This window comes from Gordonia sp. 852002-50395_SCH5434458, from assembly GCF_001665905.1.
GTDB lineage: Bacteria > Actinomycetota > Actinomycetes > Mycobacteriales > Mycobacteriaceae > Gordonia > Gordonia jacobaea.
Window position 1 is genome coordinate 33490 of record NZ_LZTC01000045.1, and the last position, 20861, is coordinate 54350.

General features: G+C 67.1%; 16 protein-coding genes and 1 pseudogene. 9 read left to right on the forward strand and 8 right to left on the reverse strand.

The features are described 5' to 3' along the window. On the reverse strand, positions 1 to 957 hold the full coding sequence (locus A5785_RS10825) for an HpcH/HpaI aldolase/citrate lyase family protein (RefSeq protein ID WP_064866396.1): 957 nt from the start codon (positions 955 to 957) through the stop codon (positions 1 to 3). A gap of 41 nt (positions 958 to 998) precedes the next feature. Between A5785_RS10825 and A5785_RS10830 the strand changes: the two genes are divergently transcribed. Next, entirely contained in the window at positions 999 to 2285 is a 1287-nt protein-coding gene (locus A5785_RS10830) for a lipopolysaccharide biosynthesis protein (RefSeq protein WP_156525577.1), read from the forward strand. Here the strand turns inward: A5785_RS10830 and A5785_RS10835 are convergent. Beyond that, positions 2167 to 3471, reverse strand: coding sequence for a DUF3068 domain-containing protein (locus tag A5785_RS10835; RefSeq protein WP_064866398.1), 1305 nt, complete (start codon positions 3469 to 3471; stop codon positions 2167 to 2169). The genes A5785_RS10830 and A5785_RS10835 overlap by 119 nt on opposite strands. A 170-nt stretch (positions 3472 to 3641) precedes the next feature. Between A5785_RS10835 and A5785_RS22905 the strand changes: the two are divergent. Further along, positions 3642 to 4715, forward strand: a pseudogene (locus A5785_RS22905) (acyltransferase family protein); the annotation flags it as partial. A 14-nt stretch (positions 4716 to 4729) separates the two neighbouring features. On the opposite strand, the gene A5785_RS24025 reads toward A5785_RS22905, so the two are convergent. From A5785_RS24025 to A5785_RS10850, 3 genes are all read right to left on the reverse strand, one after another. Continuing rightward, the gene (locus A5785_RS24025) at positions 4730 to 9229 is read right to left on the reverse strand and encodes an alpha-(1->3)-arabinofuranosyltransferase (protein ID WP_064866400.1); all 4500 of its coding nucleotides are present in this window, start codon (positions 9227 to 9229) and stop codon (positions 4730 to 4732) included. A gap of 112 nt (positions 9230 to 9341) precedes the next feature. Next, positions 9342 to 9539 (reverse strand): DUF2613 domain-containing protein, encoded by a 198-nt coding sequence (locus A5785_RS10845; protein WP_005205438.1) that lies wholly within the window; start codon positions 9537 to 9539, stop codon positions 9342 to 9344. Positions 9540 to 9570: 31 nt separating this feature from the next. After that, positions 9571 to 10176 (reverse strand): universal stress protein, encoded by a 606-nt coding sequence (locus A5785_RS10850; protein ID WP_064866402.1) that lies wholly within the window; start codon positions 10174 to 10176, stop codon positions 9571 to 9573. A 14-nt stretch (positions 10177 to 10190) separates the two neighbouring features. Here A5785_RS10850 and A5785_RS10855 point away from each other — a divergent pair, with 14 nt between their 5' ends. Further along, the gene (locus A5785_RS10855) at positions 10191 to 11396 is read left to right on the forward strand and encodes a glycoside hydrolase family 3 N-terminal domain-containing protein (protein WP_197494433.1); all 1206 of its coding nucleotides are present in this window, start codon (positions 10191 to 10193) and stop codon (positions 11394 to 11396) included. A 90-nt stretch (positions 11397 to 11486) separates the two neighbouring features. Further along, entirely contained in the window at positions 11487 to 12134 is a 648-nt protein-coding gene (locus tag A5785_RS10860) for a TetR/AcrR family transcriptional regulator (RefSeq protein ID WP_049700367.1), read from the forward strand. 122 nt (positions 12135 to 12256) lie between these two features. On the opposite strand, the gene A5785_RS10865 is transcribed toward A5785_RS10860, so the two are convergent. Together A5785_RS10865 and A5785_RS10870 are read right to left on the reverse strand one after the other, a co-directional pair. Further along, on the reverse strand, positions 12257 to 13159 hold the full coding sequence (locus A5785_RS10865) for a MaoC family dehydratase (protein ID WP_064866404.1): 903 nt from the start codon (positions 13157 to 13159) through the stop codon (positions 12257 to 12259). Next, positions 13159 to 14523 carry a 3-oxoacyl-ACP reductase gene (locus A5785_RS10870; RefSeq protein ID WP_049700470.1) on the reverse strand — a complete coding sequence of 455 codons (1365 nt, stop codon included), beginning with the start codon at positions 14521 to 14523 and terminating at the stop codon, positions 13159 to 13161. The genes A5785_RS10865 and A5785_RS10870 overlap by 1 nt, the downstream gene beginning before the upstream one ends. 161 nt (positions 14524 to 14684) lie before the next feature. Here A5785_RS10870 and A5785_RS10875 point away from each other — a divergent pair, with 161 nt between their 5' ends. Together A5785_RS10875 and A5785_RS10880 are read left to right on the forward strand one after the other, a co-directional pair. Continuing rightward, positions 14685 to 15980, forward strand: coding sequence for an acetyl-CoA C-acetyltransferase (locus A5785_RS10875; RefSeq protein WP_064866406.1), 1296 nt, complete (start codon positions 14685 to 14687; stop codon positions 15978 to 15980). A 241-nt stretch (positions 15981 to 16221) separates the two neighbouring features. Further along, the gene (locus A5785_RS10880) at positions 16222 to 17925 is read left to right on the forward strand and encodes a VanW family protein (protein ID WP_231894037.1); all 1704 of its coding nucleotides are present in this window, start codon (positions 16222 to 16224) and stop codon (positions 17923 to 17925) included. A 93-nt stretch (positions 17926 to 18018) separates the two neighbouring features. Here the strand turns inward: A5785_RS10880 and A5785_RS10885 are convergent, their stop codons facing one another. Further along, a complete protein-coding gene (locus tag A5785_RS10885) occupies positions 18019 to 18495 on the reverse strand; it encodes a hypothetical protein (RefSeq protein WP_064866410.1) in 477 nt (158 codons plus the stop codon). A gap of 105 nt (positions 18496 to 18600) precedes the next feature. Here A5785_RS10885 and A5785_RS10890 point away from each other — a divergent pair, with 105 nt between their 5' ends. The 3 genes from A5785_RS10890 (at position 18601) to A5785_RS10900 (ending at position 20613) form a co-directional block, all read left to right on the forward strand. Continuing rightward, the gene (locus A5785_RS10890) at positions 18601 to 19170 is read left to right on the forward strand and encodes a TetR/AcrR family transcriptional regulator (protein WP_064866412.1); all 570 of its coding nucleotides are present in this window, start codon (positions 18601 to 18603) and stop codon (positions 19168 to 19170) included. 78 nt (positions 19171 to 19248) lie between these two features. Next, entirely contained in the window at positions 19249 to 20025 is a 777-nt protein-coding gene (locus tag A5785_RS10895) for an SDR family NAD(P)-dependent oxidoreductase (RefSeq protein ID WP_049700373.1), read from the forward strand. 135 nt (positions 20026 to 20160) lie between these two features. Then, positions 20161 to 20613, forward strand: a complete 453-nt coding sequence (locus tag A5785_RS10900) for a hypothetical protein (RefSeq protein WP_231894038.1) — start codon at positions 20161 to 20163, stop codon at positions 20611 to 20613. Positions 20614 to 20861: the final 248 nt, after the last annotated feature.

Consider the following 20861-nt stretch of genomic DNA (forward strand, 5'->3'; position numbering starts at 1 on the left):
TCAGTAGTGGTAGGTGTCCGACGGTGCCGACGCGTGCCCGGGATCGACCTCGTACTCCGTGCCGGTCACCCCGTACGCGCGGGCGAGGTCGAGGATCTTGGTCGCGCGGGCGATGCGGGGAAGGTCGGAGCCGTTGCGGATCTCGCCGCCGTCGGCCTCGAACTCGGCGAAGAACTCTTTCGCCCAGGTGATCTCGTCGATCGACGGTGTGAGGCCCTCGTTCACCGGAGCGCACTGATCAGGTGTCAGACAGATCTTGCCGGTCATGCCGAATTCGACGCTGACGGCCGTCGCCTCACTGAGCTTGAGTGCGCTCGATCCCACCGTGGGGCCGTCGATGGCGCTGGGTAGGTGTGCCGCCTTCGCCGCGATGGTGAACCGCGAGCGCGCGTACGCCAGGGTCATCGGGTTGTCGCCGAAGCCGGTGTCGCGGCGGAAGTCTCCGATACCGAACGCCAGCCGGAAGGTGCCCTTCGCCGACGCGATCTCACTGATGCGTTCGAGCCCGCGTGCCGTCTCGACCAGTGCGACGATCGGCACGTCGGGGAGCCGCTTGGCGGTCTCGGTGACGTGGTCGACGGACTCGACCATCGCGAGCATCACGCCGCCGATCGGGGTCTTCGAGAGCGCCTCGAGGTCGTCGGCCCACCACGGCGTACCGAAGCCGTTGACACGCACCCAGTCGCCTGCGCCGCCGGGAAGGGGGTTGCCGTCGGGGCCGGAGCCGGGATCGCTGGTCAACCATTGGACGACGTTGTCGCGCGCGGTGAGCTTGTCCTTGGGAGCGACCGCATCCTCGATATCGAGCACGACGATGTCGGCGCGCGACCGCGCAGCGTGTGCGAATCGATTGTGCTGGGCGCCGTTGACCAACAGCCAGCTACGCGCGAGAACCGGGTCGATGCGAAAGCCGACGTCGGTGCTCTCGACGTCGGTCTGCGTGTTCTGGTCATACATCGCTGTCTATCGTTTCACACCGGAGAGGCACACTTGACCACATGGTGCGTTCCCCCGTCGTCGATGCAGTCGGGTGGGTTGCTGTCGGTTCGATGCTCGCGAACGTCTGCGCGTACGCGGTCCATCTCGGTGCTGGCCGCTGGTGGCTGACGCCCGCGGAGTACGGCGAACTGGCCGTCGCGCTCTCGGCACAGTTGGTGCTCACCGTTCCCGCGCTCGCGCTGCAGGCCGTGGTTGCGCGCGAAGTCGTTCATGGCCGCGATGACCTGCGGATACGTACTCTCACCATGCGGTGTGCGCTCGCCGTCGCGGTACTTGCGGTCATCGCCGTCCCGGTCGTATCCGCGGTCGCGTCGACGTCGTGGACGCTTACCGCGGCAGGGCTGGCGGCCGCGCCGCTGCTGACCGTCGTCGGCGGTGGTCAGGGTGTGCTGCAGGGGCGTCGACGATTCCGAACGCTCGGGGTCGTCCTCGCGGCGGTCGGGGTGGTGCGCGCTGCTCCGACGATCGCGGCACTGGCCGCGGGCGCCGGACCGGCAGGAGCGCTGCTCGCCGGAGCGGTGGGGACCGCCGTCGCCGCTGCGGTCGTGTGGGGCCTTGCCCGTGCGCGCATGCCTGCCGGGAGCACGGCTGGTGCCGGACTGCCGGGTGCCGGCCTGTCGACCGTCGTCCGGGCGTCGCAGGTGCAACTGGTGCTCGTCGTCGCGGTCTCGCTCGACGTGCTGCTCTCGCGCACCGTCCTCGACCCGCGTGATGCGGGCGTCTACGCCTTCGGTGCCATCGCGACGAAAGTGGCCTTCTGGTTGCCACAGGCGGTCGGCGTTGTCTTTTATCCGCAACTCGCCGACCCGGCGTCGTCTGGTCGGTCACTGCGGCAGGCAGTCGGGGTGGTTGCCGCGATCGGGTTGGTGATCACGGTGCTCGGCGCCCTCGCCGGCCCACTGCTGCCCACGCTTATCGGCGACGACTATCGGGAGTTGACCGACCTGCTCGGACTGTTCGCCTACACCGGCGCGGCGTTCGCGGTGCTACAGGTTGCCCTGCTCGCGGCCATTGCGCACGACCGCACCCGCATTTCGATCCTCGCCTGGCTCTTCCTTGCCATGGAGGCGGCCGCGATCCTTCTGCTCGGGCACAGCGTGATGCGGCTCGCGGTGATCGCCGCTGTCGCCGCGACAGTCTCCGCGGTCACGACGACTCTTGTGGCCCTTAAGGTTTCGCATCGGACTCCGGATCGTCGTGTGTCCGACGGTGCGGTTGGTCGTCGTGCCTCCGACGACGAGGCGGGCGATCGTCGACCCAGCGCTGCCACCGACCCGGGAACGTGAGCAGCGCACCCGCGATCAGCGCCAGCGCACCGACGATTCCCGCGATCAGGGGCACCACGCGCCCCCAGATCGTGACGGGCCCGGCGAGCGACGCCGCGTCGTCGGCCATCGCGCGCTGCGTCGAGCCGTCGAAGCCGAACGTCGCGCGCAGGTTGGTGAGCGCGACACCCGAGTCTGCGACACCCGAGTCTGGGCCTTGAGATCCATCAGAACCGGCAACGCGATAGGTCTGTTCGACGTCGACGCGTTCGTCGAGGATCACGCCGGTCGCGGCGTCGACCGAGATGTCCCACTTAGCCCGATGGTGCAGGGTCGCGGTGAGTTGTCGGTTCGGGTCACCGTCGGTGATGCCGAACCACGACGCCGGTCGCGTGATGCGCGTGGCCGGGGTGCCCGAGGGCGTGCCCGAGCCAATGGCGGCGAGGTCGGTGTCGGGGATCTCGGCGCGGTACCGGATCGCGGTACGGCCGCCCACCTGCGACTCCCCGGCGTCGACGAGTGGCACGGTTCGACGCGTGGTGACGTCGAAGTACCGGGCGCCCGACGTCGGCGGATCGAAGGGCAGCACGTAGGTGTAGCCACGACGATCCGACGCCTGGACCGGCGCGGAGTTGCTGTCGTACTGAATCTCGGAGTTGCCCCGCGTTCCGCCGACGGCCCCGAGGTCGGGCAGCGCCGAGCGACGGTTCAGCGTGACGCGGTCCCGGACAGCCGACACCGTCGGCGACGTGCACGCGTCGGCGCCCTCGGTGGGCGCGACCTCGCTGCCCGGTCGAGCGGCGTCGGACTCGGATTCCTTCCCGTCGAGCCAGATGCGGTCGGCCTGCACCGATGCGCCTGCCTGCAGTGTGACCCGTCGTGCATCGGCGGGACGCACCGCGACGACACGTTGCTGGCGTACGAGCGTCGCGTCGAGGACACGTGCGCGCGGTGTGTTCAGCGAGCATCGGTCGAGGATCTGCGCGTGCTCGTCGTCGGACATTCCGGCCGTCGACACCGTTGTCTGATCGGTGCTGAGCGGGATGGTGCGGAGGCGATCGACGAACAGCGTCGGCAACGCGATGGTCACCGCGATCAGGAATGCGCCGAGAAAGATGAGGGTCGGCCCGATGAGATCGGCCGTGCTGAATCGGCTCGCGGTCGGGGCGCCCGGGGTGGGTGAACTCGGGGTCCGGGCCTGCGACATGGGCACGACACTACTGTTCGGGTGCTGTTCGCCTGTCGGGTGCCGGTTCGGTGGCCGCATACGCGTCGTGCGAAGGTCCGTATCCTGGGCTGGTGCCAGAGCCATCGACGACGCAGATCACCTCGTCGTCGAGTGGCCCGGCGCGCAGGTTCTTTCCGCAGTTGGAGGGCATGCGTGCGGTTGCTGCACTCGGGGTGCTCACCACGCACGTAGCGTTCCAGACGGGTGCCGTCGCGTTGCCGGGGATCGGCCCGATCCTGGGCAGACTCGATCTCGCCGTCGCACTGTTCTTCGCGCTGTCGGGGTTTCTGCTGTGGCGGCCGTGGGTGGCGAGCGCGCACGGCTGGTCGGGTGCGGGCCGGTCGGATCACGCGGCGCACCCGCCGATACGCCGCTACCTGCGTCACCGTGTGGTGCGCATCTGGCCCGCCTACCTCGTGGTCGTGGTCGTCGTGTTGACTCTGCTGCCCGAAGCGCAGGGCGCCGACGCGACGGTGTGGTTCGCCAATCTGACGCTCACGCAGGTGTTTGTCCCGCTGTCGCTGACCGCGGGCCTGACCCAGATGTGGAGTCTCTCGGTCGAGGTCGCGTTCTACCTGCTCCTCCCGATTCTGGGATTCGCGTTGTTCGCACTGCGCGGCCGCAGCGTGTCCGCCCGCATCCCGGTGCTGGTCGCGCTCGGCGTGGTGAGCCTGACCTGGGGGTGGATCGCCGAACTCCTTCCGACACCCGACGGCGTCGAGCCGACGAACTGGGTGGTCGGGCATCTTCCGTGGTTCATCGCTGGATTGGTGCTCGCCGAGGTGGCGGGTGCCGACGAACTGGGCCAGCCGACTCGCTTCACACGGGTTGTCGCCGCGGTCGGCGCACGACGCAGACTGATGCTCGTCGTGTTCGTCGTCGCGTATGGACTGGCGTGCACACCTCTCGCGGGACCGACGGGACTCGGAGATCTCGAGCCGTGGCAGTTCGCCGTGAAGACCACGCTGGGGGCGATCTGCGGTTTCACGCTGCTCGCGCCGCTGATCTGCTCGGATGGTCGGGCGGGGGTGCTGTCCCGGCTGTCCGACCGACCGTTCCCGTTCCTCACCTCGCCGGTGATGCTCGCGCTCGGGCGGTGGTCGTACGGCATCTTCATCTGGCATGTGGCCGTGCTCGCGGTGGTGTTCGGGCTGTTCGGGATCGTCCCGTTCACCGGCCACACCGCGGTGGTCTGGATCATCACCGCGGTTCTCAGTATCGGGATTTCGGCGGCGAGTTACGCGTTCGTCGAGGAGCCGTCGCGCAACTGGCTGCGCTCTCGGGAAGCGCGGCGCCGCGGAGTGACACCTGCCGCGCGCAGCCAGCGGGACAGCGCGTCTCGCGACGACTCCGGCACAGCAGAGACGAGTGCCGACCAGACGGTGCTCGCGACCGCGACGAACGCGGGAAGCTGAACCCACCAAGCGAATCCGTTGTATCCGGACTCGGCGTGCCACGGCGCCGCCGCGAGTCCGATCGTCGCCGCCAGCATCGCGACGAATGTCAGTACCACCCGCGCTCGCGGGCTCAGTGCCGCAACGGTTGCGCCGCCGACGACGGAGATCGCAAGGCCCCACCATCCCGTCAGTAGCCAGGAGGCGGCCAGCCAGCCGACACCCGCACATGCACACGCCGCGAGCGGCGTCGACGACTCGACGGTCGGCTCGGGCGCCTTGTCGGGGTCTCGTCGAGTGCGAATCGGCCACAGGGCAAGCGCGAAAAGCAGTGCGAGCAAGACGAATCCGATGAGCAGCGCCCAGCGGTACGGAGTGTCGTAACGGAACTCGAGAGAGACGGTTCCCGACGCTCCGGCCGGAACCTCCCACCCCTGCTGCCAGCCGTTCACGACGACCGGCCGCAGCTCGGTGCTTCCCGACCCAGCGCTTCCCGACCCGGTGCCTCCCAGGCGCGCAACCCATCCGGGATTCTCGCTCTCGGGCACGACGAGGAGCCGCGCGGCGTCCGCGGCGTCGACCTGTACCGAACGCGACGTCGACGACCACGTGACGACGCGCGGCATCTCGCTTGAATGTGGCTGTGTAGCAGTGCTGTTCGACGACGCTGGTGTGCCATAGCCGCCGCCGGCGTCGAGTCCGACGGTGTTGACAGTGAAAGCGTTGCCGGGATTCGCCGACAGTTCCTGCTCGCCCGCACCGAGACGCATGGTCGGCGTGCAGGGCGTCGCGATCACCGGTTCACCTCGGCGAAGTGCTCCGGCGGTGGTCTGGATCTTCATTCCGGTTACCTGACCCGACACCGTGATCCCCACGCCGCCGTCGCATCCGACGGAGATCGGGCGTTCGTCGTCGAGTGGCGGTGCTTGCGGGGCGGGTTCTACCTTCACCTCGGCTATCCCGGTCGGTGCGACGCTGGTGAACCCAAGGCTGTTGACGTCGATGAGGTCTCGCCGTGCAAGCACTGTCAGCGAAATACGATCGGTGACTGCGGGATTCAGCTCGACGACGCCGTCACTTCCGACCGTGCGTTCCTGTGGGCCGGTTCCGAGGTCGATCGACACGCGTGTCGGTGCCGCGGGATAGTCGCGCGGCAGCACGAGGCGCAGACGATCGACGCGTTGCGGCGTGGGCAGCGAAATGTCGAGTCGGGGGCGGGACTTACGGCCGGGCTTGTCACCGTCCTTGTCATCGTCGCGTGCGGTCCACACGGTTGTCGGATCGCCGTCGACCGCCGCCTGCGCGGAGCCTCTCGTATCCGACACCGACGACGGGCCACGTGCTGTCACGGTTCCCGGACGAGCAAGTAGCGCGTCGAGTACGTCGCCCGGCTTCGGCCTGAGCACCATCACTGGTGCGACGGTGGTCGGCTGTGGCACCGACAGCGCGCGCGTCATGACCCCGGGCGTCTCGGGTGAGAGGCCGAGTCCGCCAGCGCATCTCACGACATCGGTGGCAGGATCACCCGGGGTGTTGTCGAGCAGACAGCTCGAGCGACCCGAGAGTTCTTGGGAGAGGACCCAACTCGATACCTTCGTATCCGACTGCAGTGTCGGCAGCACCACGCGGTGGCGAATGGTGAGCGGTATGCCCGACGAGAGGTCGGTGAGTGCGACCTCGCCGAGCGCGAACTGGTTTCCGGCAGAGCCATTCTCGGTACTGATGGCGCGGATCTGAATCCAGCGGGTCGGGCCGCTGGGCACGGTCACCGTCACCGGCTTGTTCGGCTCGACACCCTGCGCGACGGTCGTGCCCGCCTCGGTGGTGACCAGAATCGACGACACGTCCTCGCCGAGCGCCTTCGCGGTGGTGAGCCGGACGGCGAGATCGCTTCGCGGACGGGTGAAATCGATGCGCATCCACTGTCCGACCGCAGACGACAGCCCGCTGCTTGCCCACGCCGTCGACGCGTCGCCGTCGAACGCGGCGGCAGGCGAACTCGCGGGCGACGTCTGGCCCGGCTGGGTGGCGTCCGACGCCGAGCCCGACGTGGAGACCGATACCTCGCCGGGCGCGTTGTCGAGAAGCCACTGTCCCTCTACGAGGGGCTGGCCGTCGACCGGGTAGTCGGGCGCGGCGTTCTGGGTTCGGCGTGCATCGCCGGGTGCCCGGATGGCCGAGCTGTGGTCGTCGACGCGGCCGAAGTCGGTTTCGCGGTCGGCCGGGGTATCGGTGACCACGAGCGGGGCGTCGCCCAGACCTGCGCGGGTGGCGTCGGATTCGAGGAGCGACGGGCCGAGTGGTGGCATTCCGAGTCGTGCGCGCAGATCTTGCACCGCGGCAATCGATTCCGGGCCGCCCGAGATGCGGGTTGCGGTCGAGGTGTCGGTCAGTATCGGACCGGTGCCCGGGAACGACGCGGCGTCGGGGTTGCCGCTGTGGTCGACCGCGAAGATCTGAATGGCGGGCATGTCGGGTCGTAACCCGTTGTCTCGCACAACACCTCGCGCAGACGGTGGGCCGACCCGCGGGCCGAACGTAGCGACACGGCGGAGACCCGGGGAACCCGTGAGCGTCTGTTGGGCTAGCAGGGGGCGGGCCGACCGTGATGTCTCCGGGTCGAGATCGGCTCGTAGAACAACGAAGTCGATGCCCTGACCGGCGAGAGTCGCGGCAAGTCCTGGCGAGGGGCGCCCGGCTGCGATGTCGCGTTGTACGGAGTCCATGGCGCGGATCGCCCCCGGCGGTGTCAGGGGTATCGCATCGCGTACCGCCCACGGCGTCGTCGACAGCGGTTGGAGCGGTTCGTCGCGGGTGAGTCCCCAGAGCTGATCGGCGAACGGGGCACCGGGCACCACGAGCGCCCGCCCGGGATGCGCTGAGTTGCTGGGATTGTTGCCGTCTGGGTCATCTCCGTCGGCATGGTCGCGCAGCCAGTCGGCGGTTTGCTGCCAGTATCCGGGGATCGCGCGGTAGGTGCCGTCCGGGGCCAACTGCCCGGTCCACACCAGCGAGCCCGCACCGATCAGGGCGACGACGAGGACCATGGTCGCGGCGACCGGACGCGAACGCTCGGGATGGGCGAACGCGGAGAACGTCTCCCGCGCCGACGCCGTGCTCGGAAGTGGCACGCGGGCGAGAAGATGCGCGAACCCGAGGACCAGCGGGATTCTGATGAACGGCTCGAACTTGTGGATGTTGCGGAGGAAGGCGCCGGGACCGTCGAGGAAGGCGCGGATCGGTTCGGCGATCGGCGACCCCAGGCCGCCCGCGTAGCCCACGCACATCAGGACGAGGCCGACGACGAGGATGGTGACCCAGCGTCCTCGAAACGGCATGCGGCGCATGCACAGTCCGGCAAGTCCCGCTGCCGCCAGTGTCCCGGTGGCGAGTACCGCCGCGGGTTGCGTCGTCAGCACAGCGCCCGCCACGCGCTCGGGCGAGACGAATGGCGTCCACGAACTGGTCCCGCGCAGCACCTCCGTGAGCGACGTCCATTCCGTTGTCACGCGCGAGGATTCGATGAAGTCGAGGAATGGGGGCGACACGCGCGACAGGATCAGCAGCGGCACCACCCACCACGCGCACGCGAGCACCAGCGCGCCCGCCCACGCGACGCCGAAGCGCAGGCCACGGCGAGTGGTCTCGACTCGGGTGCTCGCTTCGCTCGCGCCCGGCTCGACCAGCGGGTGGCCCTTCCCGCTGATTGAGCCCCGACCGCTGATTGAGCTTGTCGAAATCACCCACCACACCACGGCGACGCCGAGCGCGGCGAGGGTGGCCACGGCGTTCACCGCACCCATCAGCGCCACCGCAACCGCCGACCGGCACGCGTCGCGCCACAGCGGGTACGGCGACGGCCGTTCGGCGTCGAGCGCTCGCACCACCGGGATCAACACCCACGGTGCGAGCATCATCGGCAGTGTCTCCGACGAGATCGAGCCAAGCGTCGTCAACACTCGTGGGCTCAGGACAAAGACCAGTGCGGCCAGCATCCGGGAACCCGGTGAGCCGATCCGCAGCAGTTCGGCGAGACGCACGATTCCCACGAATCCGACGGTCAGCAGGATGGCCCACCACAGACGCTGGGTGATCCACGGAGGAATGTGCGCCAACTCGCCGACGGCAAAGAACGCACCATGCGGGAAGAAGTAGCCGTACGCCTGGTTCTGTACCTGGCCCATCGGAGCGGTCGGCGTCCACAGATGAGCGGCCCGTGCCAGGAAGCCGAGAGGGTCGGCGGTGAGGTCGAGTTTGGTGTCGGCGGAGATTCGCCCCGGCGACTGCAGCAGGCTGACGATCAGCGCGACACCGAAGACGATGCCGACGCCGCGTCGACTCATTGTCCGATCCGCCGAGTGGGCTTCACCAGCCGAGCGGGCCTTACCAGCCGAGCGGTCGGGGGACCTCAGATGCCGCGTGATTCGATGCGAGATTGTCCGATGCGAGGTGCGCTCACTTGTCGTCGGCGTTCTGGCGTGAGCCGTAGTCGACGGACCCCTGCACGAAACCGCTGTTGGGGTTGATGTTGTTGACATCGGTCGACGGGCTGTTCTCCGACGCGATCGCTCCGCCGAGGAATACCGCACCCAGGCCGACGATGATGCCGGCGATACCAGCCACGGCTCCGGCGATCAGTCGGTTGTTGCGCATGCGGACGAAACTACCATTTCGCCGGTCGACTTCAGACGGTGATCTCCGGGCGTGGCTCCGACTCGCACTTGGCGGGGACGATGAAGACCGGACGGTGACAGTGCTTGAGGACGCGTTCCGCCACGGACGATCGAAGAAGAGCCTTGAAACCGGTGGCGCCGCGAGTCCCCGTCACCAGCAGGTCGGCATTTAACGAATCCGCTGCCGCGATGAGTGCCGACCAGACCGTCGAATCCGCTTCGACCAGCGTTCCCGTGGCATCCAGGCCCCACTCGGTCGCGAGTGCGACGCCGCGCGCATTGGTCTCGGTTGCCTCCCGCTCGAGTGCCTCGTCGACTTCGATTTCTGCCCTTGTGTCCAGGTACGGCTGCATCCCGGCCGCCAGCGACGAGACCCGGGGAGCGCTCATGGCCCCGGGTTCCCACGCGGTCACGACGTGCGCGACGCGTGCCTGGAGGAAACGTGCTGCGTATCGGATGGCGCGATCGGCATTGGGCGATCCGTCGTATGCGATCAGAAGAGTCTGGCCGGTGCGGGAGTTCTCGTGCTGGGTCTTTTCGCGCTGGTCAGCGCCACCGGGGCCATGTGGGCCGGTGGGGGAGGGTGACGACCCCGCAGCCATGGGGGAATCGTACATGCCAGACTCGGTACATGCGCCTTGATCGACGACGTTTCACAGGTGTCCGGACGGCTGGTGTGGTGCTCGCTGTCGCTGCAACGCTGACGGCATGCCAGACCGGCTCGTCCGGTGGTGGATCGTCGGTGACGTCGGCGTACGCCTCGACTCCCTCTTCGCAGAGCGTCGCCTCGTCATCCGCGGTGTCGCCTGCCGTGGCGCCCAACGCGTGTGGGGCGCCGGAGCTTTCGCGAATGCCGTTGCGACAGAAGCTCGCTCAGCTCATCGTCGTCGGCGTCACGGGAACTGCCGAGGCCACGCAGGTGGTGCAACGTGAGCACATCGGCGGCATCTTCGTCGGAAGCTGGACCGACAAGTCGATCCTGACCAGCGGTGCAGCCGCCCGGCTCTCGCGCTCGCAGCCATTCCCGCTGATGGTGACCGTCGACCAGGAGGGCGGCCGCGTGTCGCGGCTGTCGTCGCTCGGCATCGACAGTCCGTCGGCGCGCGAGCTGGCTCAGACCAAGACGCCGGCCCAGGTGCGCACCCTTGCGGCGTCGATCGGCGGTCAGCTCAAGCGGCTCGGTATCACCGTCGACTTCGCGCCCGACGCCGATGTGAGCGACGAGAGCGCCGACGAGGTGATCGGCGATCGTTCGTTCAGCAACGACCCCCAGGTCGTCACCCAGTACGCGGGCGCCTTCGCCGCGGGACTCGAGGACGCGGGCATCATGCCGGTCTACAAGCACTTCCCCGGCCACGGCCACGGCTCGGGCGACTCGCACACCGGGGTGGTGCGCACACCGCCGCTGTCGTCGCTGATCACCAGCGACCTCGTGCCTTACAAGACGCTTCTGCGCAACCCCGGCAACGCGGGTGTGATGGTCGGGCACCTGATCGTGCCGGGACTCACCGGACCCGAGACGCCCGCGAGTATCAGTCCCCGTGCGATGACCATGCTGCGAACGGGCAAGCCCTACGGGGGTCCTGCGTTCAACGGAGTCGTGTTCTCCGACGACCTGTCGGGTATGGCCGCCATCAGCCAGCGCTATCCGATCGAGCAGGCCGCGCTGATGTCCATCAAGGCCGGTGGCGACATCGCGCTGTGGATCACCACCGACCGCGTTTCGTCGGTGCTCGACTCGATGCAGAGCGCGGTGACCGCCGGCACGCTCACGCAGGCTCGCGTCGACCGGTCCGTCGTGCGAATCCTGCGCGCGAAGGGCGTGCTGCGCTGCTGAGAGTGGCGGTTGTTCCGCCGCGCAAACTTACTCACTGGTAAAATTAGTGGGTAACCCAACATGTGCAGTGCCGCAAAGAGGAGATGAGTGATGGCAGGCGGAACCAAGCGTCTCCCACGCGCGGTTCGCGAGCAACAGATGCTCGACGCCGCGGTGAAGGTGTTCTCGGAGAACGGGTTCCGCGAGACCTCGATGGACTCGATTGCGGCAGAAGCGCAAATCAGCAAGCCGATGCTCTACCTGTACTACGGCTCCAAGGACGAACTCTTCAGTGCGTGCATCGCGCGTGAGTCCGGAAGATTCATCGACGCGATGGCGATCGGCTTCGATCCCACCCTGCGACAGCGTGATCAGGCCCGCACGGTGGTCCGTGAGTTTCTGGGGTACGTCGACCAGCACCGCCAGTCGTGGAAGGTGCTCTACCGCGTCGCCATCGGCACGGCCAACTTCGCGCAGATCGTGCGGGACAGTCGCGATCGTGTCACCGACATGGTCGCCGAACTGATCCGCCGCGGGACAACTGTCGAGGGCGCGAGTGACATCGATTTCGAACTCACCGCGGTGGCACTTGTCGGTGCGGGTGAGGCCGTCGCCGACCGCATTTCGGAGGGCGACGTCGACATCGATACGGCCACCGACCTTCTCGTCGGCATCACCTGGCGCGGCCTGAAGGGCGTCGGGCGCGGCACCGTGGCCGGCGGGAGCGTCGACGCGGAGGACTCCGGCGCGCAGGCCTGACCGCCACGCGCGCACGCTGTTTCCAGGCGCCGATACACATAGAGCCGATACGCATAGAAAACAACACCGCCGCCCGCACTTCGTAGAGTGCGGGCGGCGGCGTCGTGTCAGGTGGGCGCGGCTCAGGCGCCTCGCGTGGTGGCGGTCAGGTACGGATATCCCTTGCGCCGGTTGAGAATCGCGATGTCGAAGTTGCCGGACGATTTCCCGCCGACCCCGTCGATGCGTCGAACATAGAGGTTGACCTTCGCCGGAAGCAGGATCGGCTTGCCCCACTTGACGGCGTAGGTGACGTGGTCGGGCAGTTGTGGCTCGACGTTGGCGATTGCCGCTGCGGCACTCCACATTCCGTGCGCGATGGCCTTGGGGAAACCAAACGCCTTGGCGCTCAGATCGCTCATGTGGATCGGATTGCGGTCGCCCGACGCCGCGGCGTACTCGCGAATGCGGCCGAGATCAACCGACAGGATCGCGTTCGGCGGTGGTGGAGCCTGCTCACGCGGCGCGGGGCCGCGAGGTTCGTCGGACAGGCTGGTGCGCTGCTGCGAGAGGAACGTCGCCACCTGGCGCGTGACCGGCTCGGTGCCGACGCTGAACTCCGACACCATGTCGACGAGAATGCCCTTGCGGTGTTCGCGCAGATTCTCCGCATGCGTCTCGATGGTCAGCGGCTCGTCGACGCCGATCGGACGGAACCGCTCGACGGTGTTCTCCAGATGCACCGAACCGACTGCGCCGAAAGGGAAGTCGCCGTCGGTCATGATCTTCATCGCGAGGGGGAACTGCAGCACGAACGGGTACGTGATCGGCAGCACCGGACCGAACTGCTGGCCTGTCGCGAGGGTGTACGCCTGCAGTCGATCCGGGTCGACACGCACGTTCTCGAGGCGATACCGCCTGTCCGGTAGCGGGGTATCGGGACGCACCGGTCCCGACTTGCCGATCACCGGGAGCATCGCGGTAACAGCCTTCGAGTACACGTCGAGCGTGCTCGGCGGGCCGTCGAGTGTGATCGTCTTGCTCATCAGGCCCCCAGGAATCCCTGGCCGCAGACGCGAACCACGTTGCCGGTGATGGCATTGCTCGCCGGGTTGGCGAAGTAGGCGACGGTCTCCGCGACGTCGACGGTCTGGCCACCCTGCTGCAGCGAGCTCATCAGTCGTCCGGCCTCGCGGGTTGCGAGCGGAATCGCCGCGGTCATCTTGGTCTCGATGAAGCCCGGCGCCACCGCGTTGATGGTAATGCCCTTCTTCTTGAGAATCGGCGAGTACGCGTCGACGAGGCCGATGACACCAGCCTTCGACGCGCCGTAGTTGGTCTGGCCGCGGTTGCCCGCGATGCCCGCGATGGAGCTGACGTCGACGACCGCACCGCCCGAGCGCAGCGCGTCCTTCTCGACGAGCGCGTTGACAAGTGACTGCGGCGCAACGAGATTGACCGAGATCACCGAGTTCCAGCGGCCCTCATCCATGTTGGCGAGCAGCTTGTCGCGGGTGATTCCGGCGTTGTTGACGATGATGTCGATGCCGCCGTGACGCTCGAGTGCGTGCTCGGCGAGCTTGCTGCCCGCATCGGGGGCGCTCACGTCGAGCGGGAATGCCGTTCCGTTGACCTTGTTCGCGGTCTCGGCGAGTGCTTCACCCGCGGCGGGGATGTCGGCGCAGATGACGTGGGCGCCATCGCGCGCCAGCACCTCGGCGATGGTCGCGCCGATACCGCGCGCGGCACCGGTGACAACCGCGACCTTGCCGTCGAGCGGCTTGTCCCAGTTCGACGGTGCGACCGAATCGTCGGCGTCGACGCGGATCACCTGGGCGTCGACGAACGCCGACTTGGCCGAGAGCACGAAGCGCAGCGTCGATTCGAGTCCCGTGACACCGGTCTTGGCGTCGGGGGAGACGTAGACGAGCTGAACGGTCGAACCCTTCAGCAGCTCCTTGCCGAGCGAGCGTGTGAAGCCCTCGAGCGCGCGCTGGGCGACATGCTCGTCGGGGTCGTCGATCAGCTCGGGCGTGGTGCCGAGCACGACGAATCGCGCGCAGGCCGCCGTCGAGCGCATGACCGGCTGAAAGAATTCGTACAGCGCGCTGAGGTCGGCTGCTTTCTTGATGCCCGTCGCGTCGAAGACCAGGCCACCGTACTTGTCGGCGCTGCGACCCGTGGTCGCGTTGTGGATCAGGGTGTAGTCAGGAGTGGAGAGGATCTCGCGGATCGGCTCGACGAGTCGGCCGTTGCCGCCGAGCAGCACCGGGCCCGGAAGCGGCGGCTCCGACGGCTTGTACCGACGCAGGGTCGGGGGCACCGGGAGTCCTGCCTGCTTGGCGATGAACGATCCGGGGCCGGAATGGACAAAACTCGAATACAGACCGGCGGTTCCGTTGGAAGCCACGTGAATCTCCTCTGATCGTGATGTGCGGCTCATGTGCAGGTGAATCGATGAGTCGGTTGTCGGGTAGTCGACGGACCCGGGGTCCGAAGCAGTTCGACAACTAACTTACTCTGGAGTAAGAATACGCTATAAGTGTCAACCCTCATCCCTGGGAGATCCAAGTGGCTTACACACCCAAGACTCGCGACGAGCGTCCGGTCGCGATCCTCGGCGGCAACCGCATTCCGTTCGCGCGTCAGGACAAGGCATACGCCAAGGTCGGCAACCAAGACATGTTCACCGCGGCCCTCGATGGCCTGGTCGGCCGCTTCAACCTCCAGGGTGAGCGCCTCGGCATGGTCGCGGGCGGTGCGGTCCTCAAGCACTCTCGTGATTTCAATCTCATCCGCGAATGCGTGCTCGGCTCGCCGCTCTCGCCGTACACCCCCGCCTTCGACATCCAGCAGGCGTGCGGCACCGGTCTGCAGGCGATCACCGCTGTCGCGGACGGCATCGCGCGCGGACGTTACGACGTCGCCGTCGGTGGCGGCGTCGACACCACGTCCGACGCCCCGATCGGTGTCTCCGAGGACCTTCGTCTGTCGCTGCTCGAGGTCAACCGTGCGCGGTCGCCCAAGGACCAGGTGCTCGGGATCCTGAAGGCGCTGCCCAATCTGGGTATCGAGATCCCCAAGAACGGCGAGCCGCGCACCGGCATGTCGATGGGCGAGCACGCGGCCATCACCGCCAAGGAATTCGGCATCAAGCGCGCCGACCAGGACGAACTGGCCGCGGCGAGCCACCAGAAGATGGCAGCCGCGTACGACGCCGGCTTCTTCGACGACCTCATCACCCCGTACCAGGGCCTGATCCGCGACCAGAACCTGCGCGGCGACTCGACCGTCGAGAAGCTCGCCAAGCTCAAGCCGGTCTTCGGTGTCTCGCTGGGCGACGCCACGATGACCGCGGGTAACTCGACGCCGCTCACCGACGGTGCGTCGACCGTGCTGCTGTCGTCCGACGAGTGGGCACAGGAGAAGGGCCTGCCGGTGCTGGCCTACTTCGTCGACTCCGAGACCGCAGCCGTCGACTACGTCAACGGTCCCGACGGACTGCTCATGGCTCCCACCTACGCGATCCCGCGTCTGCTCAAGCGCAACGGCCTGACGCTGCAGGACTTCGACTTCTACGAGATCCACGAGGCGTTCGCGTCGGTCGTGCTCGCGACGCTGCAGGCGTTCGAGAGCGAGGAGTACTGCAAGGAGCGCCTCGGACTCGACTCCGCGCTCGGCTCGATCGACCGCAGCAAGCTCAACGTCAACGGCTCCTCGCTGGCCGCGGGCCATCCGTTCGCGGCGACCGGTGGTCGGATCGTGGCCCAGGCCGCCAAGCAGATCAAGGCCAACGGTGGCGGTCGTGCACTCATCTCGATCTGCGCCGCGGGCGGCCAGGGCGTCACCGCGATCATCGAGGGCTGAGTTCTTCCCCCGGATCGATCGAGTCTCCCCTCGCGTCAGATTCGTCAAAGGTTTTCCAACCGAGATGTAACGAATCGGAATGCAGGGTAGATATACGTGTTAGCTCCGGTTGAGCTGTCAGACCCCCGACCCGACAGCTCATCCGGAGCGCCTGCTTTTCCCAGGTCAGATGCTCTCATCTGCAGAGTGAGACCTGATGGAGTCAGCGGAGCCCACCTCGCCCGCGTCTGAAATGTCCTGTATGACTGACAAAGTGTTCCCCGCCTCCGCACGTCGACGACGTATGGGGGCGCGGCTGATCACGGGTGTGGTGCTTCTCACATCGCTGGTTTTGGCCGTCGATCTGGTCGTCACGAACTCACATTCGGCGCGCGGCGCGACCACAGCGGGTCTCGACGTCGGCAACCTCTCACGCACGCAACTGACCCCGTCGCTCACGCAATTGCAGAAGCGAGCCGCGCAGCCCGTCACCGTCAGGACCCCATCGGGAACCGCGGTGGTGGCGCCGCACGAACTCGGACTCACCTTCGACGCCGATGCGACCGCCGAGCGTCTGATGCGGCAACCGCGCAGCCTCTTCGACCGCGTGGCGTCGTTGTTCGGACGCACACGCGACGTCGAACCGGTCGTCAACGTCGATCGGGCGCGCTTGAGCGCGACGCTCGATGCACGCAAGGCCGATCTGGAGAAGGCCGCCGTCGAGGGTGGTGTTCGTTACCGCGGTGCCACTCCGGTCGCGGAGATGCCGAGCAAGGGTCTCCGCGTCGTACGTGAGCGCGCTGCCGACGAGTTGGCCGACCACTGGCTCGACGACACCGGTCCGATCGATCTCCCGATGGAGCCGTTCTCGCCGACGGTGTCGGCCGACACGGTGCGTCGAACGGTCGACGGCCCGGCCACCCGCGCGACGTCGGCGTCGCTGGCCGTCACGGGAACCGACGGGGCGCGGACGCGGTTGAGCCCCGACGATCTGGGCGCGGTGCTGCGCTTTGTGGCCGACGGTCGCGGTGGACTCGTGGTCCGCGCCGACGAGAAGGCGGTGTCGAAACGTGTGGGCGCAGATCTGGGCCGTACCGAGCGAGCACCCGTCAGCGCGACGTTCCGGTTGAGCGGCGGCAGCCCGCAGGTCGTGCCCGCCCGCGACGGCGCACGGATCGACTGGCGAAAGACGACACAGACCATCGTCGACGCCGCGCTGGCCGACGATCGGCCCGACACGGTGAGCGCCACCTACCAGGTGCGCACACCGAAGGTGACGACCGACAAGGCCAAGAGTCTCGGTGTGAAGGAAGTGGTCTCGGAGTTCACCACGGGCGGCTTCTCGTCGGCGTCCGGCGAGAACATCAGGCTGGTGGCCGAACAGGTCGACGGTGCCGTGGTGCTGCCGGGCGAGACGTTCTCGCTGAACTCCTACACCGGTCCTCGGGGTGAGGCGCAGGGCTACGTGACGTCGACGATCATCGATCACGGCAGGCCGTCGAAGGCGGTCGGCGGTGGGATTTCGCAGTTCGCGACGACGCTGTACAACGCGTCGTACTTCGCGGGCCTCGAAGACGTCGACCACACCGAGCACAGCTACTACATCTCGCGTTATCCGGAGGCGCGTGAGGCGACGGTCTTCGAAGGCGCGATCGACCTCGTCTTCCGAAACAACACCCGCCACGGAATCCTGATCGAGACCGGCTGGACGGCCTCGGGTGTGACCGTACGCATGTGGAGCACCAAGTCGGTCGACGTCGAGTCGATCACCGGCGACCGCTACGCCTACACCTCACCCTCGGTCGTCGAGTTGCCGCGCGGCGACGACTGCTTGGCCGACAACGGGATTCGCGGCTTCACGACGTCGAACACGCGGGTCATCTCCGACGCCGCCACGGGCGCCGAGATCAGCAGGCACACCCGCACCGTGAAGTACGACCCCGAGCCGATCGTCCGCTGCGTCTGACCGTCGACCGTGCGCTCGAGACTGCCGACTGTGCGCTCGAGACTGCCGACTGTGCGCTCGGGAGCGTCGACTGGGTATCTCGCGCCAGGTATTTCACGCCAGGGCGACGGCGACCACGAGCGCGACGAGTGCTGTCGTTTGCAGTGAGATGCGCGCCGGAAGCAGGGAATCCCAACGGGTTTGGAGTTCGCGAGCGTCGTCGGGCAGGGTTCCACCCAGTGCGGCCGCCTTCTGCAGGGTGTTGATCGGCTTCGCCGCAGTTGCGTAGAGGCCCAGCCACAGCACCAATGCGATGGTGGCGACGAGCGTTGCGGCTGCGGCGGCGTAGTGAGCAGTGGTCAGTGAAATCACTGATGCGACAACAGCACTCATCAGGCCGGTGATGCCGGCGACGGGCAGCCGTCGGTCGCCGAAGTAGTGGCCCCAACCTGCGACGGACGTCATCGTCGCATCGTCGAGCTCGGCAAGAACCGACTTCATGATGACGCCACCGAAGACGTCGATGCCGTAGATGATCGCGTTGGTGAGGATCGAGATCCCGGCGACGATCTGGATGATTGCTGAACTCATGACCTGCTCCTGATGGGGTGCTGATTCCGGCGACCTGTCATGAATGTAACAGCGATAGATCTACATATCAATGGCAGTTTAGGATGACGATGATAAATTGAAGCCATGGGTGCTCAGGAACGGCGTGCACGTGAGCGGGCGGCTCGGCACGAGAAGGTGATCGACGCAGCGCGGACGCTCGCCGAACGCGAGGGATGGGCAGCGGTCACGACGCGGCGGCTCGCCGACGAGATCGAATACACCCCGCCCGTCCTGTATCAGCACTTTCCCGACGGTCGCGATGGGATCGTGACTGCCGTTGCGCTGCAGGGATTTTCAGAGTTTGCGCGCGCCGCTGACGCTGCGCTCAGCAACGCCGACGAGCCCGTCGCGGCGCTGGTGGACTGCTACGTTGCCTTCGCCGATAAGCATCCGGCCACCTACGAGGCGATGTTCGCGTTACCTGTCGGGGTCACGTTCGCTGCCGACGACACCCCGGAGGTCATGCGTGATGCGTTCGCGCCGTTCCTGCGCGCGCTGGGCCAGGATGACCCAGACGTCGGTGTCGACGCCGAATTGCTGTGGTCATCCCTGCACGGCATGTGCACGCTCGCGCGTCAGCACCGCCTCGATCCCGCGCTGGTCTCACAGCGACGCGACCGTCTCGTCGCGATGTTCACCGATCGGGCGCCGTGAACCTCTGACGATCCGCGCTCCCGAGCGATCGCTCGGCCCCACTGTTATCCGCGACACAGTACGTCGTAGGCTGTCGACGTGGATATCAACGGAGCAAGTGCAATCGTGACGGGTGGGGCGTCGGGCATCGGCGCCGCAGTGGTTCGCCAGTTGGCTGCCAAGGGCGCGAAGGTCGTCGTCGCCGACCTCAACGCCGACAAGGGTGGGCTGCTGGCCAAGGAAGTGGGCGGCGAGTTCGTCTCGGTCGACGTCACCGACACCGCCGAGATCGAAACCGCTGTCAACCAGGCGAGCGAGCTCGGCCCGCTCCGCGTGCTGGTCAACTCGGCTGGCATCGGCTGGGCGCAGCGCACCGTCGGCAAGGACGGCGAATTCGCGTCGGCGCACAACCTCGACGCATACAAGAAGGTCATCGCGATCAACCTGATCGGCACCTTCGACGCCATTCGTCTCGCGGCCACCGCGATGAGCCGCCTCGAGCCCACCGAGACCGGTGAGCGCGGCGCCATCGTCTCCATGGCCAGTGTCGCGGCATTCGACGGCCAGATCGGTCAGGCCGCCTACTCGTCGTCGAAGGGTGGCGTCGTGGGCATGACGCTCCCGGTCGCACGCGACCTGTCTGCTGTCGGCATCCGCGTCAACACCGTGGCTCCCGGCCTGATCGACACCCCGATCTACGGCTCGGGCCCCGACTCCGAGGCATTCAAGGCCAACCTCGGCAAGAACGTCCTGTTCCCGAAGCGGCTCGGTGAGCCGGACGAGCTCGCCTCGATGGTCATCGAATTGGTCAGCAACTCCTACATGAACGCCGAGGTCGTCCGCGTCGACGGCGGCATCCGGATGCCACCGAAGTAGTAGACGGCGTCGGGTCACCCCGGACCACTCTCACAGGGCGAGAACTCCCACCGCACGAGTTGGCGGTGGGAGTTCTCGCGTCTCGAGCTGGTGTCAGCCCTGGCCGATGTGGTGTGCGCGGATCACACTGGACCCGTGGGCGATCCGCGCTTCTTCCGGATGACGAGTCGCTGGCGTCTGCCCTTCGCCCGAACCGCCGTCTTCGACGCGTTGGCCGACGCCGATGCCTACCCGACGTGGTGGCCGCAGGTTCACGACGTCCACCGCGTCGACGAACGGTCGGGCACTGCGAGACTGCGTTCGCTTCTCCCGATGTCGCTGTACGTCAGTGCGGTCGAAGAAGTTCGCGACCCCCGACGCGGAATCCTCCGCGCGACCCTTGCCGGTGATCTCGTCGGCTGGAGTCAGTGGTGTGTGTCGCAGACAGACGACGTCACCACCGCGGACTTCACTCAGGAAGTGTTGCTCCGCAAGAAGACCCCCGCCTGGCTACTGGCAGCGTGTCGTCCGCTGTTGGCGCTCAACCACTCTCACATGATGCGCGCGGGCAACAACGGTCTGATTCGACGACTCGGTGAGGCCGGCTGAACTCCACGCGGACGGATCGATCCGCGGCGTTGCCGGTTGGCGGTTGCTACTCGGATCTGGAGACTGTGTGTCCAATCGATAAAAGTGGGTGCTGCAGCACCCACATCCTTCGATTCAACACACATTCAGGCCCTGTCCGCAGCGGTGCTAGGCGACCGGCACGGACAAGCCCCAGGACAAATACTGCGGCCCCGCAACCGGATTCGGTCTGTCTCTTATACACATCTGACGCTGCCGACGATCGCATA